Origin of the sequence: Aeromonas sobria, assembly GCF_000820145.1 — a bacterium.
In the GTDB taxonomy this organism is placed as follows: domain Bacteria; phylum Pseudomonadota; class Gammaproteobacteria; order Enterobacterales; family Aeromonadaceae; genus Aeromonas; species Aeromonas sobria.
The window spans coordinates 20,617-44,786 of the sequence record NZ_CDBW01000019.1; the positions used below are offsets into that span (position 1 = coordinate 20,617).

22 protein-coding genes are annotated in these 24,170 nt (G+C 58.6%); 10 read left to right on the forward strand and 12 right to left on the reverse strand.

Annotated elements, in window-relative coordinates; all coding sequences use genetic code 11:
* Positions 1 to 59: 59 nt before the first annotated feature.
* The 10 genes from pdxJ to rpoE all read right to left on the reverse strand — a co-directional run bounded on the left by pdxJ (position 60) and on the right by rpoE (position 8,927).
* Positions 60 to 797 (reverse strand): pyridoxine 5'-phosphate synthase, encoded by a 738-nt coding sequence (pdxJ, locus tag BN1135_RS10625; RefSeq protein ID WP_042020931.1) that lies wholly within the window; start codon positions 795 to 797, stop codon positions 60 to 62.
* Positions 798 to 937: 140 nt separating this feature from the next.
* Entirely contained in the window at positions 938 to 1,645 is a 708-nt protein-coding gene (recO, locus tag BN1135_RS10630) for a DNA repair protein RecO (RefSeq protein ID WP_042020932.1), read from the reverse strand.
* A gap of 14 nt (positions 1,646 to 1,659) precedes the next feature.
* Positions 1,660 to 2,559 (reverse strand): GTPase Era, encoded by a 900-nt coding sequence (gene era / locus BN1135_RS10635; protein WP_042020933.1) that lies wholly within the window; start codon positions 2,557 to 2,559, stop codon positions 1,660 to 1,662.
* A 61-nt stretch (positions 2,560 to 2,620) separates the two neighbouring features.
* Positions 2,621 to 3,292 carry a ribonuclease III gene (rnc, locus tag BN1135_RS10640; protein WP_042020934.1) on the reverse strand — a complete coding sequence of 224 codons (672 nt, stop codon included), beginning with the start codon at positions 3,290 to 3,292 and terminating at the stop codon, positions 2,621 to 2,623.
* On the reverse strand, positions 3,293 to 4,231 hold the full coding sequence (lepB, locus tag BN1135_RS10645) for a signal peptidase I (RefSeq protein WP_042020935.1): 939 nt from the start codon (positions 4,229 to 4,231) through the stop codon (positions 3,293 to 3,295).
* A gap of 6 nt (positions 4,232 to 4,237) precedes the next feature.
* Positions 4,238 to 6,031 carry a translation elongation factor 4 gene (lepA, locus tag BN1135_RS10650; RefSeq protein ID WP_042020936.1) on the reverse strand — a complete coding sequence of 598 codons (1,794 nt, stop codon included), beginning with the start codon at positions 6,029 to 6,031 and terminating at the stop codon, positions 4,238 to 4,240.
* A 116-nt stretch (positions 6,032 to 6,147) separates the two neighbouring features.
* Positions 6,148 to 6,609 carry a SoxR reducing system RseC family protein gene (locus tag BN1135_RS10655; protein ID WP_042020937.1) on the reverse strand — a complete coding sequence of 154 codons (462 nt, stop codon included), beginning with the start codon at positions 6,607 to 6,609 and terminating at the stop codon, positions 6,148 to 6,150.
* A 109-nt stretch (positions 6,610 to 6,718) separates the two neighbouring features.
* Entirely contained in the window at positions 6,719 to 7,699 is a 981-nt protein-coding gene (locus tag BN1135_RS10660; protein ID WP_042020938.1) for a MucB/RseB C-terminal domain-containing protein, read from the reverse strand.
* A 21-nt stretch (positions 7,700 to 7,720) separates the two neighbouring features.
* Entirely contained in the window at positions 7,721 to 8,323 is a 603-nt protein-coding gene (locus BN1135_RS10665; protein ID WP_042020940.1) for a sigma-E factor negative regulatory protein, read from the reverse strand.
* A gap of 22 nt (positions 8,324 to 8,345) precedes the next feature.
* Positions 8,346 to 8,927 carry an RNA polymerase sigma factor RpoE gene (rpoE, locus tag BN1135_RS10670; RefSeq protein WP_042020941.1) on the reverse strand — a complete coding sequence of 194 codons (582 nt, stop codon included), beginning with the start codon at positions 8,925 to 8,927 and terminating at the stop codon, positions 8,346 to 8,348.
* A gap of 182 nt (positions 8,928 to 9,109) precedes the next feature.
* On the opposite strand from rpoE, the gene nadB reads away from it, so the two are divergent.
* Positions 9,110 to 10,717, forward strand: coding sequence for an L-aspartate oxidase (gene nadB / locus BN1135_RS10675; RefSeq protein ID WP_042020942.1), 1,608 nt, complete (start codon positions 9,110 to 9,112; stop codon positions 10,715 to 10,717).
* Positions 10,718 to 10,935: 218 nt separating this feature from the next.
* A complete protein-coding gene (locus tag BN1135_RS10680) occupies positions 10,936 to 13,380 on the forward strand; it encodes a sensor domain-containing protein (RefSeq protein WP_042020943.1) in 2,445 nt (814 codons plus the stop codon).
* Between the two features lie 54 nt (positions 13,381 to 13,434).
* On the opposite strand, the gene BN1135_RS10685 is transcribed toward BN1135_RS10680, so the two are convergent.
* Positions 13,435 to 13,713, reverse strand: a complete 279-nt coding sequence (locus tag BN1135_RS10685) for a hypothetical protein (RefSeq protein ID WP_042020945.1) — start codon at positions 13,711 to 13,713, stop codon at positions 13,435 to 13,437.
* Positions 13,714 to 13,883: 170 nt separating this feature from the next.
* On the opposite strand from BN1135_RS10685, the gene acs reads away from it, so the two are divergent.
* From acs to BN1135_RS10720, 7 genes are all read left to right on the forward strand, one after another.
* Positions 13,884 to 15,830: an acetate--CoA ligase gene (gene acs / locus BN1135_RS10690; RefSeq protein WP_042020947.1), complete on the forward strand. Its 1,947-nt coding sequence runs from the start codon at positions 13,884 to 13,886 to the stop codon at positions 15,828 to 15,830.
* A gap of 287 nt (positions 15,831 to 16,117) precedes the next feature.
* A complete protein-coding gene (gene aroQ, locus BN1135_RS10695) occupies positions 16,118 to 16,570 on the forward strand; it encodes a type II 3-dehydroquinate dehydratase (protein WP_042020948.1) in 453 nt (150 codons plus the stop codon).
* Between the two features lie 33 nt (positions 16,571 to 16,603).
* Positions 16,604 to 17,053, forward strand: a complete 450-nt coding sequence (accB, locus tag BN1135_RS10700; RefSeq protein ID WP_042020950.1) for an acetyl-CoA carboxylase biotin carboxyl carrier protein — start codon at positions 16,604 to 16,606, stop codon at positions 17,051 to 17,053.
* Positions 17,054 to 17,068: 15 nt separating this feature from the next.
* Entirely contained in the window at positions 17,069 to 18,409 is a 1,341-nt protein-coding gene (gene accC, locus BN1135_RS10705) for an acetyl-CoA carboxylase biotin carboxylase subunit (protein WP_042020951.1), read from the forward strand.
* 207 nt (positions 18,410 to 18,616) lie between these two features.
* The gene (locus tag BN1135_RS10710) at positions 18,617 to 18,880 is read left to right on the forward strand and encodes a YhdT family protein (RefSeq protein ID WP_042020952.1); all 264 of its coding nucleotides are present in this window, start codon (positions 18,617 to 18,619) and stop codon (positions 18,878 to 18,880) included.
* On the forward strand, positions 18,870 to 20,327 hold the full coding sequence (gene panF / locus BN1135_RS10715) for a sodium/pantothenate symporter (protein WP_042020953.1): 1,458 nt from the start codon (positions 18,870 to 18,872) through the stop codon (positions 20,325 to 20,327). Before BN1135_RS10710 ends, panF begins: the two co-directional genes overlap by 11 nt.
* Positions 20,328 to 20,416: 89 nt before the next feature.
* Positions 20,417 to 21,844 carry a PTS transporter subunit EIIC gene (locus BN1135_RS10720; RefSeq protein ID WP_042020954.1) on the forward strand — a complete coding sequence of 476 codons (1,428 nt, stop codon included), beginning with the start codon at positions 20,417 to 20,419 and terminating at the stop codon, positions 21,842 to 21,844.
* A 1-nt stretch (position 21,845) separates the two neighbouring features.
* On the opposite strand, the gene BN1135_RS10725 is transcribed toward BN1135_RS10720, so the two are convergent.
* Positions 21,846 to 22,718: a LysR family transcriptional regulator gene (locus tag BN1135_RS10725; RefSeq protein WP_042020956.1), complete on the reverse strand. Its 873-nt coding sequence runs from the start codon at positions 22,716 to 22,718 to the stop codon at positions 21,846 to 21,848.
* A gap of 100 nt (positions 22,719 to 22,818) precedes the next feature.
* Here BN1135_RS10725 and BN1135_RS10730 point away from each other — a divergent pair, with 100 nt between their 5' ends.
* On the forward strand, positions 22,819 to 23,835 hold the full coding sequence (locus BN1135_RS10730; protein WP_042020958.1) for a zinc-binding alcohol dehydrogenase family protein: 1,017 nt from the start codon (positions 22,819 to 22,821) through the stop codon (positions 23,833 to 23,835).
* The last annotated feature ends 335 nt before the right edge of the window (positions 23,836 to 24,170 follow it).

A 24,170-nucleotide genomic window follows, 5' to 3' on the forward strand; every position in this document is an offset into this window, starting at 1 on the left:
GCCGTGGCGTCCCTTGTTATTTCTAGCAGCCGGTCTCAGGCCGCGGCCTGTCTAGCGGATCAGATCCCCTGACGGGCTTCCTGCATCAGCAGGCGCATATCGCTGACGGCCTTGGCAAGACCGTCGAAAGCGGCGCGGCCGATGATGGCGTGGCCAATGTTGAGCTCATAGAGCTCGGGGATGGCGGCGATGGCTTTGACGTTGTGGTAGTGCAAGCCGTGACCGGCATTGACCTTCAAGCCCTTGCCAGCGGCATAGGAGGCTCCGGCGGCGATGCGCTTGAACTCGGCGTTGCGCTCGGCATCCGTGGTGGCGTCAGCGTAACGGCCGGTGTGGATCTCGATAAAGGGTGCGCCGCTTTCGGCAGCCGCATCGATCTGGAGGGGATCGGCATCGATAAAGAGCGATACCTGGGCACCCACGGCAGAGAGACGGGTCACGGCGTCAGTCACCTTGGCCAGCTGGCCAGCCACATCCAGGCCGCCCTCGGTGGTCACTTCGGTGCGCTTCTCCGGCACCAGACAGACGAAGTGGGGCTTGATGCGACAGGCGATGCCGATCATCTCTTCGGTCACTGCCATCTCCAGGTTCATTCTTGTCTGGATAGTCTGACGCAGGATCTCCACGTCGCGGTCGGTGATGTGGCGGCGATCTTCACGCAGATGCACGGTGATGCCATCGGCACCAGCCTGCTCGGCCACGAAGGCGGCCTGTACCGGATCCGGATACTGGGTGCCACGGGCGTTGCGCAGGGTGGCAATATGGTCGATGTTCACACCCAGATAGATTTCACTCATTGAGAACTCCTTGAAACTCTTCATCTGTTGACTGCGCGGCTACCGCGCGAATATCCGTATATCAGCTCGTCGGTTCGATTAGCGCAGCGTAATCGGACGTAGGTAACATTCTTACCGTGTCGGGTAACGCCGCAGAGCGGTTAACCCAAGCTATTCCGGCGTTTTAAAAACAGCTCCCGGCTCTTTAACTGACGCTTGCCCAGATAGGGTTGCAGTGCCAGTCGGCTGAAACGTTTGGCCGCCTGCAGCAAGGGAGGGGCATCGAACCGTCCCTCGGCAAAGGCCAGCAGGTGGGCACCGAGAAACAGGGTACGGGGATCCGGCGCCCGCTCGCAAGCGACAAAGCCCAATTCACGCTCGAAGCCATAGAGCAGGGTCGGCTCGATAGGCGACTCATCGTCCGCCGTGTATTCGAAATCCACCGCATAGCCCAGCGCCTGCAGCAGCAGAAACTCGAAGCGGCGCAGGGGCAGCTCCGGCGTCTCGCCATCGGCCAGCGCCATGATGGCACGGGCATAGGCGTCGAACACTTCGGGGAACGGGGTGTGCGCTTCCAGCAGGTAGTAGACCAGCTCGTTGAGATAGAGGCCGTAGAAGAGGCGGTCGCCCCCGAGTCGCAGGGAGTGGTCGGGGCATTCGACCTGGGTAAGGTTCTTGAGATCCCCCTTGCCGCGCCAGGCGATGGTGAGCAGGGTAAAGGGTTGCAGCAGCCCCTTGAGAGGGGAGCGTGGCCCGCGAGAACCGCGAGCCACCAGGGTAAATCGGCCACTATCCTGGGTGAATACTTCGACCAGCTGGCTGGTCTCCCGATAGGGCCGACTGTGGATGACGAAAGCCGGGCTCAGCAATCCATCAACGCCACTTAATCGTCACCGTAGCCGAGACTCCGCAGGGCGCGCTCGTCATCAGCCCAGCCGGACTTGACCTTAACCCACAGCTCGAGGTGCACCTTGTTCTGGAACAGTCGTTCCATGTCGAGGCGTGCTTCGGTACCTATGGTCTTGATCTTCTCGCCCTTGTTGCCGATGACCATCTTCTTCTGACCATCGCGCTCCACCAGGATCAGGCCGTGGATGTGGTAGAGGCCGTTCTCTTCCACCTTGAAGCGTTCGATCTCCACCGTCACCGAGTAGGGCAGCTCCTCACCGGTGAAACGCATCAGCTTCTCACGGATGATTTCTGAGGCCATGAAGCGTGACGAACGGTCGGTCACGTAATCTTCCGGGAAGAAGTGGTTGTTTTCCGGCAGCAGATCCTTGGCCCACTCGCGGATCTTCTCCACGTTGGTGCCCTTCTCGGCACTGATGGGCAGGATGTGGGAGAAATTCATCTGCTGACCCAGCCACTCGAGGTGGGGCAGCAAGTCTTCTTTCTCTTTGACGTTATCGACCTTGTTGACCGCCAGCACCACGGGGCAAGGCAAGTGACGCAACTTGCCAAGCACCATCTCGTCATCCTTGGTCCAATGGGTACCGTCAACCATGAATACCACCATGGCCACATCTCCCAGCGAACTGGTGGCGGCACGGTTCATCAAGCGGTTGATGGCCCGCTTCTCTTCGATGTGCAGACCCGGAGTATCAACAAAGATGGTCTGATAGTTCTCATCGGTATCGATCCCCAAAATCCGGTGACGGGTGGTCTGGGGTTTTTTCGAGGTAATGCTGACCTTCTGGCCAAGCAGCTTGTTGAGCAGGGTGGACTTGCCCACGTTAGGGCGGCCCACGATGGCGACAAAGCCGCAGTAGGTAGTATCTGTCATGACAGTTGTTCCAAAGCTTGTGGTGTTAAAAGACAGCGCCTTTTTGAATCAGACGTACCTGTCATGACAATTTGTCCAGCGCTTGCTGCGCCGCGGCCTGCTCGGCCTTGCGGCGGCTGGTGCCAACCCCTTTGAGCGGACCATCCAGACCTTCCACGTCACACTGGACGGTGAACTCCTGGTTGTGGGCCTCACCCTTGACGTTAGTCACTGTGTAGGTCGGCAGGGATTTGCGGGTTCCCTGCAAAATTTCTTGCAGGCGGGTCTTGGGATCTTTCTGCTCGATACCTGGCTTGATCTCGTCCAGACGGCTGGCGTACCAGCTCAGCAGCAGTGTCCGCACCACCTCAAGATCCGTATCCAGATAGACGGCACCAATCACCGCCTCGACCGTGTCAGCCAGAATGGATTCACGGCGAAAACCACCGCTCTTGAGTTCACCTGGCCCGAGGATCAGATGATCCCCGAGGTCAAACTCCCGGCCCAGTTCGGCCAGGGTTTTTTCACGTACCAGAGTGGCACGCATGCGGCTGAGATCCCCTTCTGCCGCTTGCGGGAAGCGGTGGAACAGCGCATCAGCAATCACCAGGCTCAAAATGGAGTCACCCAGAAATTCCAGTCGCTCGTTGTGACGAGAACCGGCGCTGCGATGTGTCAATGCGCGGGTCAGCAACTCTTGATCCTGAAAGACATGCCCGAGACGGGACTGCAGTCTGTTCATCTTGATATTCATTTACTTGATTCCGCCAATGCGGTTGAAGCGCACCCCTGTCGGTACCCAACTTGGCAGCAGGGAGCCTTCTTCGCGCTCAAATTCAAAACTTATCCAGATAGCGACCGCCTTGCCGACCAGATTCTGCTCGGGCACAAAGCCCCAGAAACGGCTGTCGGTACTGTTGTCACGGTTATCGCCCATCACGAAGTACTGCCCTTTCGGTACCACCCACTCATCAGGATAAGTGCCGGGCTGGCGATAGTAACGACCAACCAGATCCGGCATCAGCGGGTTGCGCAGGGTCTCGTGAGAAACATCACCCAACTGCTCGGTATAGCGGTCAAGGGGGATCCCCATCTGGGTAAATTCGCCTCTTTGTTCAAACTTGATGTCGAGCTTGGTAAAGCCCGGGCACGTTTTCCCTTCCTGCTCCTCGCCACCTGCTTCAGCACAGCGCGGCCGGATCATCAGCTCTTTGTTGCGATAGATGATCCGATCACCCGGCATGCCAACCACCCGCTTGATGTAGTCAACGCGCGGCTCAAGGGGATACTTGAACACCACCACATCGCCACGCACCGGCTCGCCAGTTTCGAGGAATTTGGTGTTGGTCACCGGATCCCGCAGGCCATAGGCAAACTTTTCCACCAAGATGAAGTCGCCCACCAGCAAGGTGGGCATCATGGAACCTGACGGGATCTGGAACGGTTCAAAGATGAACGAACGCAGGATCAGCACAAAGGTGATCACCGGGAAGATCCCGGCAGTCTGCTCAATCCAGACCGGCACGGGGGCAACCTTGGCCAGCGTTTTTTCATCCAGATGAGCGCCACCATGGGCACGGGCCACGGCAATCTTGGCGGCTCGCTGTTTGGACCAGATCATCTTGTCCAGACACCAGATAAAACCGGTGATCACACAGACCACCACCAGGATCAGGGAAAACGTGCTTGCCATCTATTTTTAGTCCTTTCCGACATGGAGAATCGCGAGGAAGGCTTCCTGTGGCACGTCAACACGGCCAACAGACTTCATCCGCTTCTTACCTTCTTTCTGCTTGTTCAGCAGTTTCTTCTTCCGGCTCACGTCACCACCGTAGCATTTGGCGGTTACGTCCTTACGCAATGCCTTGACGGTGCTGCGCGCGATGATCTGGTTGCCGATGGATGCCTGAATGGCGATATCAAACATCTGACGGGGGATCAGCTCACGCATCTTTTCAACCACCTGGCGACCGCGATACTGGGCGTTCTCCTTGTGGGTGATGATGGCCAGCGCGTCAACCCGCTCACCGTTGATCATGATGTCCAGACGAACCATCTCGGAGGTTTCGAAACGCTTGAAGCCATAATCCAGCGAGGCGTAGCCACGACTGGTGGATTTCAGGCGGTCGAAGAAGTCGAGCACCACTTCTGCCATCGGGATGTCATAGGTCAATGCAACCTGATTGCCGTGGTAGACCATGTTGGTCTGCACGCCCCGTTTCTCGATACAGAGGGTAATGACGTTACCCATGTACTCTTGCGGCAGCAGGATGTTGCACTCGGCGATCGGCTCACGCATCTCTTTGATATTGTTAACCGGCGGCATTGCGGACGGACTGTCGATATGGATCGTATCGCCATTGTTCAGCTCAATCTCATAGACCACGGTCGGTGCAGTGGTGATCAGATCCAGATCGTATTCGCGTTCCAGACGCTCCTGGATGATCTCCATGTGCAGCATACCGAGGAAGCCGCAACGGAAGCCAAAGCCCAGTGCTGTGGAGCTTTCCGGTTCGAAGAACAGGGAGGCATCGTTCAGGGAGAGCTTGTCGAGGGCGTCACGGAACGACTCGTAATCATCGCTGGAGATGGGGAACAAACCGGCATAAACCTGCGGCTTGACCTTCTTGAAACCCGCCAGTGGCTTGTCAGCACCGTTCTTGGCTTGGGTCAGAGTATCGCCCACCGGCGCGCCATGGATGTCTTTGATACCGCAGACAACCCAACCTACCTCGCCACAACCCAGTCCTTGAGTATCCACCTGCTTGGGGGTGAAAATACCGATACGATCGACACCCCATACCTGGCCGGTAGTCATCACTTTGATCTTGTCGTTCTTCTTGAGCGAGCCGTTCTTGACCCGCACCAGAGACACCACCCCCAGATAGGAGTCGAACCAAGAGTCGATGATCAGTGCCTGCAGCGGGGCATCCGGATCACCTTCCGGTGGCGGGATACGCGCAACGATCTCTTCCAGCACCAGGTCAACACCGAGACCGGTTTTGGCAGAACAACGCACCGCATCGATCGCATCGATACCGACGATATCTTCGATCTCTTCAGCAACCCGCTCCGGCTCGGCCGCAGGCAAGTCAATCTTGTTCAGCACCGGCACCACTTCCAACGCCATTTCCATGGCGGTGTAGCAGTTGGCCAGAGTCTGTGCCTCAACCCCCTGACCGGCATCCACCACCAGCAGCGCCCCTTCACAGGCCGCCAGCGAGCGGGAGACTTCGTAGGAGAAATCTACGTGGCCCGGGGTGTCGATAAAGTTCAGCTGATAGGTGTTACCGTCTTGTGCCTGGTAGTTCAGGGTCACACTCTGTGCTTTGATGGTAATGCCGCGCTCGCGCTCCAGGTCCATGGAGTCAAGCACCTGAGCCTGCATCTCGCGGGAGGACAAGCCACCGCAAGTCTGGATCAGACGGTCCGACAGGGTCGATTTACCGTGGTCGATGTGCGCAATAATCGAAAAGTTACGAATGTGTTTCATCGAGCAAGAGTCACTCAAAATTAGTTAAGGTCAGTTATGGAGGCGCGATTTTACTGGATAACCCGGCTGACGGCCATTCTTTAGTCGCCAGCACCCGTGAAATAGCGCGTGTTCGGTCAGGAGAGGATATGGACAGGAACCACCACGCCAAGCATCTGCGGGCCGTAGCAGCCCTGATCGAGGCGGTTGGAAAAGTAACGAACCAGTAAAAAACCCAGTCCGCCCCCCAACAGGCAGCAGAGAATGGTAACTCCCTCCCCGCCCTGGAGCAGCGGTGCCAACCAGAGCTGCCCCAACAGGGCGCCTGCCAACAGGCAAAACAGCGGCAAGACGTAGACCAGGGCGGCACCGCGCAGCAGGCTCTGCTGCGGGATACCCAGCCGAATTTGCTGGCCAACACCTACCTCGGTGGTCATTTTGACCCGCAAGCGTTGTGCCCTAAGAGGAAATGCCTTGGCCACTGTGCCAGTTCCGCAGTTAGACTGTTGCTGGCAACCACTGCAGGCAGAGCGCCGCTCGCACTCTACCCAGGCATGGTCTCCCTCGATGGCCACCACGGTCGCCAACTCTTCACTCATCTCATTCACGGCAAGACCTCGGGTTCAACAAAGGGATCTGAAAAAGCATAAAGATACCTGAAGAAAACACCCCGCGCTCGGCAAGCCGGGATGTTCCGGTCATAGCCCATCAGGGGATTGCTTCGTTACGGGCCAACGGCTGGACCGACTCGGCAATTCGCTTGGCGGTCTCAGTTGGTACTTCACCCACAACAGTGATCTCGACCCCCACCTCGTTGACATAGCTCACCAGCGAGGTGGCGCCCTGGCGGATCAGCTGCTGACGCACCGCCTGTTTGGGGTCAACCCGGGAGACATAGACCGACAAATCCACCAGCCCGTCGGATAGCATCATGTAATCCACCGGCATACTGGTGGTCACCAGCTGATGGCGGTCTTGCGACAGGATCTTGAAGCCATCTGGCAGCCAGGAAATCTGCCAGTTAAGGGCTTGCTGGGGGGCAGGATAGGCATCTTCCAGCGCTAAGGCGGCAGGCTGTTTACTCTTGGCCAAAGTCACCAGCCAGGGGGCGGGTTTGCTCTGCAACGCCAGCTCAACCCCCAACACCTGCTCCACCAGATTGCCTTCCCGCTCCACCATGTCGACCCGCAGCAACAGATTGCTATGCTCATCAATCCACAGCACGAAGCCGTACTTGTCTGCCTCTTTGGGCACCAGTCTGACCACCTGCGCAACCACACCGGCAACGCGACTACGGCCAGCCAGCACCGGATCATAACTCTCCAGCACCCGCGCGATTGGCATCTTCACCAGAGTCGACCAGACACCGGGAAAACGGGCATCTTTCAGGGTATAAGGCTCGTGGCTGTTCTCAAAAAAGGTGTATTCATCCTGACGTTGCAGATATTCGATCGCCTTGCCATCGAGGTAACTGAGATGGGCGACTTCCTGGCCATCGATCACCGCATGGCTGATGCGGATCGGTTCAAGACGCCCCTGACGGGCCTTGACCATGGATAACTCAAAGTTTTGCTGCTGCACGGCACTCTGCATCTGCTGCAACAAGGCCTCGGCCGACTTATCGTCGGCCGAGGCCTTGGCACTGATCAGCAGGAGAGAGGCCAGCAAAATACGGCTGGACTGGCGCACGATTTGATCCCTGACAATACGTTATTGTTGAATCTGTCTGTCTTGCAACAGGCGCTGCTGCAACTGGTGGTCACGCAGGAAGGCATTGACGCGCTCCCGCTGATCCTGCATCTGCTGCTCGGTCAGCCCTTGCTGACGGGCACGCGTGCCATCCTGTTGCGGATAGTGAACGCTCACAGGGGAGGCACTACCACCAACAGGAATAGTAGTCAGAACCGGGTTGGTTGGTAGACCATCTTGCCCCTGATACTGCTGCACCCCGAAGATGACGGCAGCGGCAACGGAAGCGGCAATGGCATATTGACCAAGCTGCTGACCGACCCGGCGGAACAGCGGTATCACATTGGAATCTGTCTTGACCGGCGTAACGACCGGTTGCAGCACAGGCGTAACCTCAACCGGCTTGGGTGCCAGTATGGTAGGCTCATCTTCCAGCGCAGCCATGATGCTGGCGCTGAGATCCAGTTGCAGATTGACCGACAGGTCACCCCGCATGGCATTGCCTATCAGGTGGTAACGACCCCAGGTATCTTGCAAGTCGGAATCCATCTCCAACTCGTTCAACACCTCGGCATCACTCAGTTCACCATCCATCAGGGCAGAGATTTGCTCTTTATTTGCCATAAGTTAACCCGTCTTTCCCCAGTTAATTCTCGATCAGAGGTTTCAGCTTTTTATCGATTGCGTCCCTCGCCCGGAAGATACGGGATCTCACCGTACCCACAGGGCAATCCATGATTTCGGCAATCTCTTCATAGCTCAACCCTTCCAACTCACGAAGGGTGATCGCTGTCCTCAGGTCTTCCGGCAACGCCTCGATAGCGGCAAACACTGTGCGCTGGATCTCGTCGGTCAGCGCCAGGTTTTCAGGGGTAGCCACCTCTTGCAAGGCTTCACCACCACCATAAGACTCTGCGTCGTCAGCCTCCACATCACTGCTGGGCGGCCTGCGCCCCTGGGAGGTCAGATAATTCTTCGCCGTGTTCACGGCAATACGGTACAACCAGGTGTAAAAAGCACTTTCGCCACGGAATGTCGGCAATGCCCGGTAGGCTTTTATAAAGGCCTCTTGCGCCACGTCGGGCACATCACCGGGATTATTGACATACCTGGCCACCAGGTTGACCACCTTATGCTGGTATTTTTTTACCAACAGGTTGAATGCTGCTTTATCGCCGCGCTGGACCCGTTCAACCAGCTGTTCGTCCAGTAGATTCTGGTCGCTCATCAGAGCCGTAAAACCCCCATCAGGTTATCGTTCTTCTTTTCCGGCCCTTCCTAAGCGCACAAGTTCAGACAGGGAGAATCAGAGAAAGTTCGCTTCAATTGAAAAAAATGTGACACAGGCTGCATCCTCGCCCTCGCTTGGGCTACCATGGTGCCAGTTCTTAATCCAGGCCAATGATACTTATGAAAGCAAGTGTTGAATACCTTTGCGATGTACTGATCATTGGCAGCGGTGCCGCTGGTCTGTCCCTCGCGTTGCGATTGGCAGACCACGCCAAAATCCTGGTTCTGAGCAAGGGGCCCATCAGTGAGGGGGCCACTTTCTATGCGCAAGGAGGCATCGCTGCCGTTTTCGACGAAACCGACAGCATCGAATCCCATGTGAGCGACACGCTCAACGCCGGGGCAGGGTTGTGTGATCCGGCCGTGGTGGAGTTCACCGCTCGCCACGCCCGCGAATCCATCCAGTGGCTAATCCAGCAGGGAGTTCCCTTCGATCAAGAGCAGGACGCCGATGGGGAATCCCACTATCATCTGACCCGCGAAGGGGGTCACAGCCATCGCCGCATCTTCCACGCGGCCGACGCCACCGGCAAGGCGGTGCAGCTCACCCTGATCGATCAGGTCCGTGCCCACCCCAATATCCAGCTGATGGAGCGCTTCAACGCGGTCGACCTCATCACCACCCGCAAGCTCAATCTGCCGGGCAACAAGGTGCTGGGTGCTTATGTCTGGAACCGCAACGCCGAGCAGGTCGAAGTGATCCGCGCCCGTTTCGTGGCGCTGGCGACCGGTGGCGCCTCCAAGGTCTACCAATACACCTCCAACCCGGATGTCAGCTCTGGCGATGGCATCGCCATGGCATGGCGGGCCGGTTGCCGGGTGGCGAATCTGGAGTTCAACCAGTTCCACCCCACCAGCCTGTTTCACCCCGATGACCCCAACTTCCTGCTGACCGAAGCACTGCGCGGGGAAGGTGCCTATCTGCGCCGCCCCGACGGCAGCCGCTTTATGCCGGAGTTTGACGATCGGGCCGAGCTGGCGCCGCGCGATATCGTCGCCCGCGCCATCGACCACGAGATGAAGCGGCTCGGTGCCGACTGCATGTATCTGGATATCAGCCACAAGCCGGCCGATTTCATCATCAAACACTTCCCGACCATCCATGAGCGCTGCCTCGCTGTCGGTATCGACATTACCAAGGAGCCGATGCCCATCGTACCAGCCGCCCACTACACCTGTGGCGGCGTGATGATCGACAACAACGGCCAGACCGATATTCCCGGCCTCTACGCCATCGGCGAAGTGACCTATACCGGTCTGCACGGCGCCAACCGCATGGCCTCCAACTCTCTGCTGGAATGCGTGGTCTATGCCCATCAGGCAGGAGCCGACATTCTGGCCAAGCTGCCGATGAGCGTGGAGCCGCCGCGCCTGCCGGTGTGGGACGAGAGCAAGGTGGACGATTCCGACGAACTGGTGGTTATCCAGCACAACTGGCACGAACTGCGGTTGATGATGTGGGACTACGTGGGGATAGTGCGCACCAATAAACGTCTGGCCCGCGCCAAGCGCCGCATCGACCTGCTCAAGCAGGAGGTGCAGGAGTACTACGCCAACTTCCGCGTCTCCAACAACCTGCTGGAGCTGCGCAACCTGCTGCAGGTGGCCGAGCTTATCGTCAACTGCGCCCTGCTGCGCAAGGAGTCCCGTGGACTGCACTACAACCTGGATCATCCGGATATGCTGCCAGATTCCAAACCGACCGTGCTGACCCCGGATCGCGATTAAGCCCTCTTCCATCGTACTGTTTGGCAGTAAACCTGACCCCGCTTCGGCGGGGTCTTTTTGATGCTGCGACTCTGTGGCAGCACGCAGCAGATAGCCGACACATCGAGCAACATTTATTCAACATAACAACCAGATAACTCCGCTTGACTCCCTGCTAAACAGTTCGTGCCATACTGACAATTGATGCAAGTGATAAATCAATCAATGCCGAGGTCATCATGGATGGGAAGCTTTTCAACGCCGACGCCGAGGCAATGTTGAGCCAGCTGTCAGATCACACTGTCCTGGAACAGCTGATGGATAACGCCCCTCTGGGCATCGGCGTCTTTGACCGCGAATTTCGCTACCGCAAAGTCAATCAGGTGCTGGCCGACATCAACGGCAAGAGCATTGAGGAGCATCAGGGCAAGCACCTCAGAGAGGTACTACCCAAGCTGGCACCGACGCTGGAACCCATGTTTCAGCAGATCATGCGCAGCGGCATTCCCTACGTGGATATCGCCATCACAGGTCAAACGGCGGCATACGACAGCAGCTCCCGCCGCTTTCAGGCCACCTACAGCCCGATGCGTGATGAGAAGGGGGAGCTGAACGGCATCCTCGCCATCGTGCGGGACATCACCGAGCAGTACGAAACCGAACAACGGCTGCAACTGGCGATGCGAGCGGCCCAAATCGGTGTGTGGGAGTGGCACGTGGCGGAGGACAGATTGCTGTTCGACGGCCAGATTGAGCCGCTGCTGGGCATCGAGGCCAACCAGTTCCACGGCGGACTGCAAGCGTTCGTCGACTGCTTTGAACCGGAATCCGGCAGCCAGCTCAAGGCAGCACTGCAAAGCCATGACCCCATCCATCTCACCCTGAGCTACCTCACCGTACTCAAAGAGCGGCACTGGGTCGATATTCATGCCGACCATGTCCCCGCCACCGAGTCGGTAGGCCACCGGGTCATGGGGGTCATTCACAATGCCACCGCCCGCCGCCGTCAGGAGGAGCGACTCCATCAGGCCAACGTGGTATTCGATACCACGGCCGAGGGGATCATCATCCTCGACAGCGAGCACCATATTCTGTCGGTCAACCCGGCCTTCACCATGCTGACCCAATATAATGCCGAGGAGGTGATAGGGCGCACCCCGGATATCATCATGCACCCCAGACGCTACACCGACCTCGACTATCCCTGGTATCACCTGCGCCCCGGCAACAACGCCTGGCATGGCGAGATGGTTTGCCTGCGCAAGGATGGCAGCTACTTCTCCTCCTGGCAGCAGATCAGCGCTGTCTATGACAACTTCAACAACACCACTCACTATGTGATCGCCCTCTCCGACATCAGCGCGATTCGCAAGGTGGAGGCCGAGCTGAATCACCTTGCCTATCACGATCCCCTGACCGAACTGGGCAATCGCCATCTGTTGCAGGAGCGGTTGGCCCTTGAGCTGAAAACCGCGCAGCTCAATCGCAAACGGTTGGGACTGCTCTTTATCGATCTGGATGGCTTCAAGCTGATCAACGACAGCCTGGGCCACGGGGTTGGCGATGAGCTGCTCAAGCGGCTGGCTGAACGGATCCGCGGCTGCCTGCAACACAACGATCTGGCGACCCGCCTCGGTGGCGACGAGTTTCTGGTGCTGATCCCCTATCTGGAGGAACCGGACGAGCTGGCAACTCTCGCCAATACCCTGCTCACCGTGTTGCGTGAACCGGTTGAGCTGGCCCATGAACTGGTGGCTATCTCGGCGAGCATAGGTATCGCCATCTATCCGGATCATGCAGATAGCCCGGAAACTCTGGTCAGCGCCGCCGACAGCGCCATGTACGAGGCGAAAAATCAGGGACGCAACGGCTTCCAGTTCTATAACCCCGGCATGGCGGCACAGGCTCGCGAGCGGATGCAGATTGAGCAGGGACTGCTCAAGGCCCTTGAGCTCGAACAGCTCTGCATCTTCTATCAACCCATGACCAATCTGGCCAACGGCCACCTGAGCGGGCTGGAAGCCCTGCTGCGCTGGCAGCACCCGAATGAGGGGATGATAGCGCCAACCCGCTTTATTCCGGTGGCGGAGGAGTGCGGCCTGATCGAGAAGATTGGCGAGTGGGTGATGCGCAACGCCTGCGAGCAGGGGCAAAACTGGCTGGCCGCCGGACTGCCGGTGCCCCGCTTGTCGGTCAATGTGTCGGTGCGGGAGATGCGCTCCCCCGGCTACGTTGAGCGGGTCGCCGCCATCTTGGACGAGACCGGATTTCCGCCAGAGCGGCTGGAGATAGAGGTGACGGAGAGCATTATCCAGCGGGTCGAACAGAGCCTTGATCTCTTTACCCGCCTGAAAAGTCTGGGCGTTCAGATTGCCATCGATGACTTTGGCACCGGCTTCTCGTCACTGAGTCTGCTCAAGACCCTGCCGATTGATCGCATCAAGATCGACCGCGCCTTTGTGCAGGCATTGCCGGAAGACAAGAACAGTCGGGAGCTCTGCCGCACCATCATCAATCTGGCCGACAGTCTGGATATGGAGGTCACCGCCGAGGGGATTGAAACCCGGGCACAACATGCCTTCTTGCAATCACTCAACTGCGGCGAAGGACAGGGCTATCTGTTCAGCAAACCACTGCATGTCGAACATATGGGGGATCGGCTGCATCAGCGCTATGTCTCATAGCGGCAGGCCATCATCACCAGCCGGGAGGCATCTGCCTCCTGGCTGCCAACCGGATTACCACTCAATCTGCAAGCGGGATTCCCAACCATCATCACGGTCATTGAGCATCCGCGTCAGCGGTGATTCGCCAGCATAACGGGGGGCAGGCTCGCTGAAGGTGAGTCTGGTGCCGGGCTCTTTGGCCTGCCATGCATGACCAAGCTGATCGGCAACCCGATCCCGCAGCGCGGGTGAGGCCTCCTGATGGGTGATCGCAAACTCTTTCACAGGTTCGCCAGCCGGCACTGGCGCATCAAACTGCCAGAGGGATGCACAGAGCAACAGAGAAAACATAATCACCTCCAATTAATCAACACACCCCCTTTTACCCGCTCACTGATTAATTGTCACTCTTTGCCCTGTAACCAACTGTTGCCGCCTATCCAAAAGTCTAATTGCCCCCATCAACCAAAGGTATAAGTTGTTACTTAATCATTAAGGGAATGTATGCAAAGGAGTGAGTAATGAGCGAGAGCAAGGTCTACCCAGTAAAGCCCCATATCAGTAACAACGCCCTGCTCGACAAGGGCGACTATGCCGCCATGTATCAGGCCTCCATCGAGGATCCCGATACCTTTTGGGGCGAACAGGGAAAGATTCTCGACTGGATCAAGCCCTACAGCAAGGTTAAAAACACCTCCTACGATCCGGGCCATGTCTCCATCAAGTGGTTTGAAGATGGCCAGCTCAACGTCTCGGCCAACTGCCTCGATCGCCATCTCGCCGAACGGGGCGACAAGGTCGCCATCATCTGGGAAGGGGACAACCCGGCCGAAGATCGCAAACTCACTTACCGCGAGCTGCACAGCGAAGTGTGCAAGTTTGCCAACGTCTTGAAAGCACAAGGGGTTCACCGCGGCGACGTGGTCTGCCTCTATATGCCCATGGTGCCCGAAGCCGCCATTGCCATGCTGGCATGTACCCGCATCGGCGCAGTACACAGCATAGTCTTCGGCGGGTTTTCGCCGGAAGCGCTGGCCGGTCGCATCATCGACTCCGGCTCTCGCATCGTGATCACCGCCGACGAGGGGCTGCGGGGCGGCCGTCCGGTACCACTGAAGAAAAACGTGGATGAGGCGCTCACCAACCCGGATACCCAGGTCAACAAGGTGATCGTACTCAAGCGCACCGGCGGCAATGTCGCCTGGCACAACCACCGCGACATCTGGTGGCACGAAGCGACCGCCGCCGTCAGCAGCGACTGTCCACCCGAGGCGATGAACGCCGAGGATCCGCTGTTTATCCTCTACACCTCCGGCTCCACCGGCAAACCCAAAGGGGTGCTGCACACCACCGGCGGCTATCTGGTCTACGCCACCCTCACCTTCAAATATGTGTTCGACTACCACGAGCAGGATATCTACTGGTGTACCGCCGACGTGGGCTGGGTCACCGGCCACTCCTATCTGGTCTACGGGCCGCTGGCCAATGGTGCCACCACCATCATGTTCGAAGGGGTGCCCAACTACCCGGCCACCAACCGTATGAGTCAGGTGGTAGACAAGCACCAGGTCACCATCCTCTATACCGCCCCCACCGCCATCCGCGCCTTGATGGCCAAGGGCAACGAAGCGGTCACCGGCACCTCGCGCCAGAGCCTGCGCATCATGGGATCGGTGGGCGAGCCCATCAACCCGGAAGCCTGGGAGTGGTACTACCGCACCATTGGTGACGAGCGCTGCCCCATCGTCGATACCTGGTGGCAGACCGAGACCGGCGGCATCCTGATCACCCCGCTGCCCGGCGTGACCGACCTGAAACCGGGTTCAGCCACCAAACCCTTCTTCGGGGTGCAACCGGCGCTGGTGGACAACATGGGTGAACCGCTGGAAGGGGCAACCGAGGGCAACCTGGTGATCACCGACTCCTGGCCGGGCCAGATGCGCACCGTGTTCGGTGATCACGAGCGCTTCGAGCAGACCTACTTTTCTACCTTCCCCGGCCGCTACTTCACTGGCGACGGCGCCCGTCGCGACGCCGATGGTGACTACTGGATCACCGGTCGGGTGGATGATGTACTGAACGTCTCCGGCCACCGCATGGGGACCGCCGAAATTGAATCGGCGCTGGTCTCCCATCCCAAGATCGCCGAAGCGGCGGTGGTGGGAGTGCCCCACGAGATCAAGGGTCAGGGGATCTATGCCTATGTCACCCTGATCTCCGGTGAAGAGCCAAGCCGCGAGCTGCATAAAGAGGTAAAAGAGTGGGTGCGCAAAGAGATTGGTGCCATTGCCACCCCGGATGTGATCCACTGGGCAGAGGGGCTACCGAAGACCCGCTCCGGCAAGATCATGCGTCGCATCTTGCGCAAGATCGCCACCGGTGAGACCGACAGTCTGGGGGATATCTCCACCCTGGCGGATCCGGGCGTCGTGGACAAACTCATTCGCGAGAAGTCGGAAGCGGCATGATCCTGCTTCCTTTGCAACTGAGTAAAGCCGGCATTGTGCCGGCTTTACTCTTTTCAGGAAGCCGCAAAGGCAAACGCTGTCGTGGATATACCGAGCAAACAAGATTGGGCAATAAACAGGCAGATGTAGAGATTAGACCAGTAAAATGCTGCTAATTTTCACGAAATCAATATAATTGCGAAATCTGTGTGCCAGGGCACACCGATTTGCGCAGAAAATGGCTAGATTTCTGGTAGTCCACAAGATAGCTGATAGATCGCAGCATTATCATCGAGGATGTACTCAATATGTCGCAAAATCACCGAATTCTCCTGCTCAACGGGCCAAATCTGAATCTGCTGGGCAAACGGGAACCGGGCATCTACGGCAGCAAGACGCTCGATGAGATCGTCGCCGATCTGAAGCTAAACGCCAGCGAACTCGGTGTCACTCTGGAACATCTGCAATCCAACGCCGAACATGAGTTGGTCAGCCGCATCCATCAGGCCATGGGCCAGGTGGATTTTATCATTATCAATCCAGCCGCCTTCACCCACACCAGCGTCGCCATCCGCGATGCGCTGCTGGGTGTGGCTATCCCTTTTATCGAGGTACACCTGTCAAACGTCCATGCCAGGGAGCCTTTCCGTCATCACTCCTATCTGTCTGATGTCGCCAAAGGGGTCATTTGTGGTCTGGGGGCCGATGGCTACCAATTCGCTTTAACCGCGGCCGTGCACCATCTGCGCGCGGCTTGTTAATCACTGATCAGATAAAGAAGAAAGAGAATGCTAATGGATATCCGCAAAATCAAGAAGCTGATTGAACTGGTTGAAGAGTCCGGCATTGCCGAACTGGAGATCTCCGAAGGTGAAGAGTCCGTTCGCATCAGCCGCAACTTCTCCGGTCAGGTGACCACCGCCATGCCGCAGATGATGATGCAGCAAGCCGCTCCGGTTGCCGCCGCACCTGTTGCTGCCGCCGCACCGGCCGCTGATGCCGCCCCGAGCGGTCACCTGATGCGCTCGCCAATGGTTGGTTCCTTCTACCGCTCCTCCAGCCCGGAAGCCAAGCCATTCGCGGAAGTGGGTCAACAGGTCAACGTCGGTGATACCCTGTGCATCATCGAAGCCATGAAAATGATGAACCAAATCGAGTCTGACAAGGCCGGTGTGATCAAAGCGATCCTGGTTGAAAATGGTCAGGCCGTCGAATTTGACGAGCCGCTGTTCATTATCGAATAAGGGAAATTGCCACCCATGTTGGACAAAGTAGTCATCGCCAACCGCGGTGAAATTGCCCTGCGGATCCTGCGTGCTTGTAAAGAGCTCGGGATCAAGACAGTGGCCGTTCACTCCACCGCCGACCGGGAGCTCAAACATGTGCTGCTGGCCGACGAATCCATCTGTATCGGCAAACCGGCCAGTACCGACTCCTACCTCAATGTTCCGGCGATCATCGCCGCCGCCGAGGTAACCGGTGCCGTGGCCATCCACCCGGGTTACGGCTTCCTCTCCGAGAATGCCGATTTCGCCGAAGTGGTCGAAAAATCCGGTTTTGTCTTCATCGGCCCCCGTGCCGAGACCATTCGCCTGATGGGTGACAAGGTCTCTGCCATCGAAGCGATGAAGAAGGCGGGTGTACCCTGCGTACCAGGCTCTGACGGCCCGGTTGACAGCGATGCCAAGCACAATGCAGCCGTTGCCAAGCGCATCGGCTATCCGGTGATCATCAAAGCCGCCGGTGGCGGTGGTGGTCGCGGCATGCGCGTAGTGCGCAACGAAGCAGAGCTGGCTGCGGCCATCGCGCTGACCAAATCCGAAGCAGGCCAGTTCTTCAAGAACGACATGGTCTACATGGAGAAGTACCTGGAAAACCCGCGCCACATCGAAATTCAGGTGTTGGCAGATGGCCAGGGCAATGCTCTCTATCTGGGCGAGCGTGACTGCTCCATGCAGCGTCGCCACCAGAAAGTGGTGGAAGAAGCACCTGCGCCGGGTATCACTGCCGAAATGCGCAAGTTCATCGGTGAGCGTTGCGTACGTGCCTGTGTCGAGATCGGCTACCGCGGTGCGGGTACTTTCGAGTTCCTGTACGAAAACGGCGAGTTCTATTTCATTGAAATGAACACCCGTATTCAGGTTGAGCATCCGGTTACCGAGATGGTCACCGGTATCGATCTGATCAAGGAGCAACTGCGCATCGCTGCCGGTCAGCCCCTGTCGATCACCCAGCAGGATATCCGCATTCATGGCCATGCCATCGAGTGCCGGATCAACGCCGAAGATCCGGCCACCTTCATGCCCTCTCCGGGTCTGGTACAGCGCTTCCACGCGCCGGGTGGTCTGGGTGTGCGTTGGGATTCCCATATCTATGCCGGTTACAAGGTACCGCCTTACTACGATTCAATGATCGGCAAGCTGATCTGCTACGGCGAGAATCGTGACATTGCCATCGCCCGCATGCGTCATGCGCTGGACGAGCTGGTGGTGGAAGGGATCAAGACCAACGTACCGCTGCAAAAAGAGATCATGAAAGACGAAAACTTCCAGCACGGTGGCACCAATATCCACTACCTGCACAAGAAGTTAGGTCTGTAAGGATCGCTGATAGAGACCCGATGACATTGCACGGTGGCAGTACCAACGCCCACTACCTGCACAAGAAGTTGGGTCTGTAAGGATCGCTGATAGATATAGGACTTCCGTTAGAAGTCAGCTCCGAAAGGAGCCTCTGCTGAAAAAGGGCCATGGCGACATGGCCCTTTTTTGTTATCCTTGCGCCCCTCAAATTCGTCGGAGGCCAAGGTGAACCGTTTTGCTCTCGCCCGCCGGGAAGCCGCTTTCTGCCTGCTGCTGACCCTGCTCTACTTCTTTGCCTGGTATGGCACCGCCTATTTTACCCCCCTCCAACTGGAGTTATGGGGGCTGCCACTGTGGTTCCTGCTCAGCTGCATGGTGATGCCGTTGCTGTTCATCGTGCTGTGCGCCCTGATGGTGAACCGGCTGTTTGTGGAGATCCCTCTCGATACCCTGCCCCACCAAAACGAGGGGTCATCCCATGAATCTTGAGCTGATGCTGCCGCTGATTATCTATCTGGTGCTGGTGCTGGGAGTGGGCTTTTGGGCCAGCCGTCATCGGGCGGAAGGCAACTTCGTACAGGAGTACTTCATCGGCAACCGCAGCATGGGCGGGCTGGTGCTGGCAATGACGCTGGTGGCCACTTACACCTCGGCCTCCTCCTTTATCGGCGGGCCGGGTGCGGCTTACAAAATCGGTCTGGGCTGGGTGTTGCTGGCGATGATCCAGCTGCCCACCGTCTGGCTCACCCTGGGAGTGCTGGGTAAAAAGTTCGCTATCATCGCCCGCCGGGTCAATGCGGTGACCATCAACGACATGCTGTGGGCCCGTTACCAGAGCAAGGCGGTGGTGATCCTCGGCTCCGTCACCATCATTCTGGCCTTTATCGCCACCATGGTGGTGCAGTTTATCGGTGGTGCCCGCCTGCTGGAGACCGCCACTGGCCTCTCCTACCACCACGGGCTGCTGCTGTTTGCCAGCTGCGTACTGCTCTACACCATCATCGGCGGTTTTCGGGCTGTGGTGATGACCGATGCCCTGCAGGGGATCATCATGCTGATTGGCACCGGTGCCCTGCTGGCAGGGATCCTGATTGCAGGGGATGGATTGCCCAATCTTATCCATCAGCTAAAGGAGATCGACCCCAAGCTGGTCAGCCCGCAAGGGGCCGATGACATGCTGACTCAGCCCTTTATGCTGAGCTTCTGGATCCTGGTCTGTATCGGCGTGGTGGGGTTGCCCCACTCGGCGCTGCGCTGCTTTGGTTATCGCGACAGCAAGGCGCTCCATCGTGGCATGTTGATCGGCACTGTGGTGAGCGCCCTGCTGATGTTTGGCATGCATCTGGCCGGTGCGCTGGGCCGTGCCATCCTGCCGGGCATGGACAGCCCGGACAAGATCATGCCCTCCCTGATGATGGAAGTGCTGCCCCCCTGGCTGGCCGGAGTCTTTCTGGCCGCACCGATGGCGGCCATCATGTCCACCATCGATTCCCAGCTGATCCAGGCTTCCGCCACTCTGGTGAAGGATCTCTACCTCAACTACCTCAATCCGAAGCAAGAAAAGCTGGAGGTGCGCATCCCTCGCCTCTCCCTGCTCTGCACCCTGATCCTCGGCACCCTGGTGCTGCTGGCAGCGCTGCAACCGCCAGATATGATCATCTGGCTCAACCTGCTCGCCTTCGGCGGTCTGCAGGCAGTGTTCCTCTGGCCGCTGGTGCTTGGCCTCTACTGGTCGCGCGCCAACGGCCCGGGCGCACTGGCCAGCATGGTTAGCGGCATCGTCAGCTATGGCATCTTGAGCCAGTGGGGGATCAAGCTGGCGGGCCTGCACGCCATAGTGCCGAGTCTGGGCTTGGGATTGGGTGTCTTTCTCGTGGTAAGCCTGCTGACGGCACCGCCCTCGCGGGAAGTGCAGGAACTTTTCGAGCAGAAATAACAAAAAGATAAATTAAGGGTTCCAATACTATCCCCAAAGAGGTGTTTTACGGGTAAACTGTGCGCCAAGTCACAAAAAGTTGCCGCTGTATGCCCGTAAAAGCCACTCGACACATAGTTACCCAAGCCCTGCAGCGGCTCGGTTATGCCCTGCTGCTGCCCGTCTCCATCCTGCCGATGGCGGCGTTGATCTACCGGCTTGGGCAACCCGACGTACTCGATTTGGCGGTGCTCTCCCTCACCGGGCAGGCGATCTTCAGCCAGATGCCGCTCATCTATGCGGTGGCAATTGCCTTTGGCCTCAGTCGACAGGAGCTGGGCGGGCAAACGCTGGCGGGAGCCGTCAACTTTCTGCTGCTCAGTACCGCCTTCAACACCCTTGCCCCCAACCTGCACGCAGAGATGATCTGCGGCCTGCTGGCGGGGCTCACTACCGCCATCATCTACCCTTGGATTCACCAGCAAACACTGCCCCGCTGGCTGCAAATCGCCAAGGGGGAATTTCCCAGCCTGCTGATCTCGGCGCTCGCCTGCCTGCTGATCGCCATCCCGCTCTCGCTGCTGTGGCCGCCGCTGGAACGGGGGCTGACCCTGCTCACCTCCGAGCTGCTCACCACGCCGTTTGGCGCCTTCTGCTACGGCACCCTCAACCGCTTGCTGATCCCGCTCGGGCTGCATCAGGTGCTGGGCAGTGTCATCGGCCTTGGCGAGAGCAACCTGCAAGCGCTGGCCGCCGCCAAGCCGCTCCATGAAGGGTATGTGGCCGGTCTCTACCCCATCATCATGTTCGGCCTGCCCGGCGCCTGTTTTGCCATCTGGCTGCACCGCCAACGGATGCAGCGGTTGCCACAGGGTGGACTGCTGCTCACTCTGGCGCTCACCTCGGCACTGCTGGGCATCACCGAGCCCATCGAGTTTCTGTTCGCCTTCACCGCCCCTTGGCTGTTTCTCGCTCACGCCTTGCTAACCGGATTGTCGTTGGCGGTCTGCAGTGGGCTGGGGATCAAGGTCGGCAGCTACTTCTCCGCCGGTCTGCTGGATCTGGTGTTGAGCTATCAGTACGGTGAGCGCAGCTTCTGGCTGATTCCGGTCGGCATCCTGTTCTTCGTCGCCTACACCTTGCTGTTCTATCAGCTGCTGGAGCGCGCCCCTCTCAGCATGCCGAGTAAACCCATTGCCAAAGAGCATCCACGGCTGGCGAACGTGGCCCCCTCTGATCCGCAGATGCTGGCGATCCAGTACCTCAAGGTGCTGGGCGGGATGGACAACCTGCAAGCAATGAGCGTCTGCCTCACCCGTCTCAGCCTGCGGGTGCGCGATATTTCACTGGTGGATCAATCCCGCCTGCTGGGGCTGGGTTGCCTCTCCTGGATCGAGCTCAACGACCACCAGCTGGTACTGGTGCTGGGTCCCAGCGCCAGTCTGGTCGAAGGGCAGATCCGCATGCTGGCGGAACGCCAGTCGGTCCCCCTCGGCCTCAAACCCAATCAGGAGTCGGCCAGCGAAAGTAGCTGGTAACTCAGGCAAACGGCAGCCGCTCGGCTACAAAGTCCATCAGGGTGCGCAGGGCGGGGGCCAGATGCTCCCGACTGGGATAGATCAAGTAAAACGGGTTAGCCGGAATGGGCTGATCCGGCAACACCTTCTGCAGCCGCCCTGCCGCCAAATCCCCTTCACAGACATGGTGGGGCAACAGGGCAATCCCCCCGTCATGGAGTGCCATCTCCCGCAACGCCAACAAGCTGTTGCTGACACAGGCCCCCTGCGGCCGCCAGCCCCCCTCCTGCAATGGCCACACCGGCATGGCCGAGTGCACCAGACAGGCATAACGGCCCAGCTCGCTCAGCTGTTGCGGCATGCCGTGGGCCGCCAGATAGGCGGGCGCTGCCACCAGATGGCGCGCCACCTGACCGATGCGCCGACAGATAAGGCTGGAGTCTTTTAGCGGTGCCGCCCGCAGCGCCAGATCGTAACCCTCCCCCACCAGATCCTCCTGCTCATCGCTCAGGGTGAGCTCCAGCACCACCTCGGGATAGAGGGCGCGAAACTCGGCGAGGATCTTGCCAAGCAGCAGGGTGCCGGTCGCTTCGGGGGCGGTGATCCGCACCCGCCCAGCCGGGGCCGAGCGCAGCCGCGCCATCGCCAGATTGGCGCTACGGGCCAGTGCCAGCAGCCCCTGACAGTGCTCCACATAGAGCTCCCCCTGCGGCGTCAGGCTCAACCTGCGGGTGGTGCGCTGCAACAGCCGCACCCCGAGCTGGGATTCGAGCCGCGAGATCTTCTGGCTCACCGATGACTTGGGCATGCCAAGCAACTCGGCGGCCCGGGTAAAGCTCCCCTGCTCCACCACGGTGGCGAACAGTCCCATCAACTCCAGATCGACATTGTTCATATATTCAAACAGTCTTTACCAATTACCCATCTTAATCTTGATAATTAACCAGACTAGAGTGAGTGGCAATCCCGAACACAGCGATTTGAAAGGAATAACCATGAAAGCCATTGCCCTGACTCACTACCTGCCAAGCGACCACCCCGACTGCTTTATCGCCGCCAACCTGCCCGATCCCGTTCCGGGCCCGCGGGATCTGCTGGTGCGGATCACCGCCACCTCCGTCAATCCGGTTGATACCAAGGTGCGCTCCCCCAAGGCAAAAATTGAAAGCGCGCCCCGGGTACTGGGCTGGGATGCGGTGGGGGAAGTGATCGCCACTGGCAACGAAGTGACCCTGTTCAAGGCGGGCGATCGGGTCTGGTATGCCGGCGACATCAGCCGCCCCGGTAGCAACAGCGCCCTGCAACTGGTGGATGAGCGTATCGCTGCGATCGCCCCCACCACCTTGAGCGATGTGGAGGCCGCCGCCCTACCGCTGACCGCCATCACCGCCTGGGAGACCCTGTTTGAGCGCTTCGCCCTCACCCGCGAAAGTCGTGGCAAGCTGCTGATCATCGGCGGCGCCGGTGGCGTGGGCTCCATCGCCATCCAGCTGGCTCGCCAGCTCACTGGCATGGAGGTGATTGCTACCGCTTCCCGCCCCGAGAGCCGCGAGTGGTGCCTCGAGATGGGCGCCCATCAGGTCGTAAACCACCACAAGTTGCAGGCCGATCTGACCGCCCTTGGCATCACTCAGGTCGATGCCATCTTCTGCACCAACGCCACCGCCGAGCACTGGGCCACCATGGCCGGGCTGATCCGCCCGTTTGGCCATATCTGTACCATCGCCGAATCGAGCGAGCCGTGGGATCTCTCCCTGCTCAAGAGCAAGAGCGTCACCTTCAGCCAGGAGTTCATGTTCACCCGCTCCCTGTTCCAGACCCCGGACATGATCGAGCAACACCGCCTTCTCGGCCAGGTGGCGGCACTGGTCGATGAAGGGGTATTGCAGACCACTCTGACCAGCACCATCCCCTCGCTGACCCCGGTCACGCTGGCTCAGGCCCATGCCGAGGTGGAAGCAGGCCGCATGGTAGGCAAGCTGGTGATCGACATGAGCGGCTTTGCCAACTAAGCCCTCAAACGCACCATGATGGGATAAGTTCACCAAGGAGATGCCCCAAACGGGCACAGCAACCGGCACTCCTGCCCGCCAGTGGCAGGCCAACGTCCAACAATTCAGCCAAAAAAGAGGCCATTTCGCGAGAAATGGCCTGAATACCTGAACATTGGGGTAACAATCACACACATATCCTTATGCAGGACAATCTAGTCTTTGCATCTGGCGTGCCAACAGCAGCATGAATGCGCCAAACAGGCGCCAGCCAATCCTTGAGCAAGGTGTCGACCTTGCTCTTTTTTGTCTGGCAGACTTTTTACCAGGCAAACAAGTTCAGATAAAAAAATGCC

What these genes read in the sequence shown, in the direction of transcription:
- BN1135_RS10720 (WP_042020954.1), top strand. Translation starts at nt 20,417, where the DNA reads ATGCCCGTAAAAGCCACTCGACACATAGTTACCCAAGCCCTGCAGCGG.
- BN1135_RS10725 (WP_042020956.1), bottom strand. Translation starts at nt 22,718, where the DNA reads ATGAACAATGTCGATCTGGAGTTGATGGGACTGTTCGCCACCGTGGTG.
- accC (WP_042020951.1), top strand. Translation starts at nt 17,069, where the DNA reads ATGTTGGACAAAGTAGTCATCGCCAACCGCGGTGAAATTGCCCTGCGG.
- nadB (WP_042020942.1), top strand. Translation starts at nt 9,110, where the DNA reads ATGAAAGCAAGTGTTGAATACCTTTGCGATGTACTGATCATTGGCAGC.
- rpoE (WP_042020941.1), bottom strand. Translation starts at nt 8,927, where the DNA reads ATGAGCGACCAGAATCTACTGGACGAACAGCTGGTTGAACGGGTCCAG.
- era (WP_042020933.1), bottom strand. Translation starts at nt 2,559, where the DNA reads ATGACAGATACTACCTACTGCGGCTTTGTCGCCATCGTGGGCCGCCCT.
- aroQ (WP_042020948.1), top strand. Translation starts at nt 16,118, where the DNA reads ATGTCGCAAAATCACCGAATTCTCCTGCTCAACGGGCCAAATCTGAAT.
- BN1135_RS10730 (WP_042020958.1), top strand. Translation starts at nt 22,819, where the DNA reads ATGAAAGCCATTGCCCTGACTCACTACCTGCCAAGCGACCACCCCGAC.
- lepB (WP_042020935.1), bottom strand. Translation starts at nt 4,231, where the DNA reads ATGGCAAGCACGTTTTCCCTGATCCTGGTGGTGGTCTGTGTGATCACC.
- accB (WP_042020950.1), top strand. Translation starts at nt 16,604, where the DNA reads ATGGATATCCGCAAAATCAAGAAGCTGATTGAACTGGTTGAAGAGTCC.
- pdxJ (WP_042020931.1), bottom strand. Translation starts at nt 797, where the DNA reads ATGAGTGAAATCTATCTGGGTGTGAACATCGACCATATTGCCACCCTG.
- BN1135_RS10665 (WP_042020940.1), bottom strand. Translation starts at nt 8,323, where the DNA reads ATGGCAAATAAAGAGCAAATCTCTGCCCTGATGGATGGTGAACTGAGT.
- BN1135_RS10655 (WP_042020937.1), bottom strand. Translation starts at nt 6,609, where the DNA reads ATGAGTGAAGAGTTGGCGACCGTGGTGGCCATCGAGGGAGACCATGCC.
- lepA (WP_042020936.1), bottom strand. Translation starts at nt 6,031, where the DNA reads ATGAAACACATTCGTAACTTTTCGATTATTGCGCACATCGACCACGGT.
- BN1135_RS10685 (WP_042020945.1), bottom strand. Translation starts at nt 13,713, where the DNA reads ATGTTTTCTCTGTTGCTCTGTGCATCCCTCTGGCAGTTTGATGCGCCA.
- BN1135_RS10680 (WP_042020943.1), top strand. Translation starts at nt 10,936, where the DNA reads ATGGATGGGAAGCTTTTCAACGCCGACGCCGAGGCAATGTTGAGCCAG.
- panF (WP_042020953.1), top strand. Translation starts at nt 18,870, where the DNA reads ATGAATCTTGAGCTGATGCTGCCGCTGATTATCTATCTGGTGCTGGTG.
- acs (WP_042020947.1), top strand. Translation starts at nt 13,884, where the DNA reads ATGAGCGAGAGCAAGGTCTACCCAGTAAAGCCCCATATCAGTAACAAC.
- rnc (WP_042020934.1), bottom strand. Translation starts at nt 3,292, where the DNA reads ATGAATATCAAGATGAACAGACTGCAGTCCCGTCTCGGGCATGTCTTT.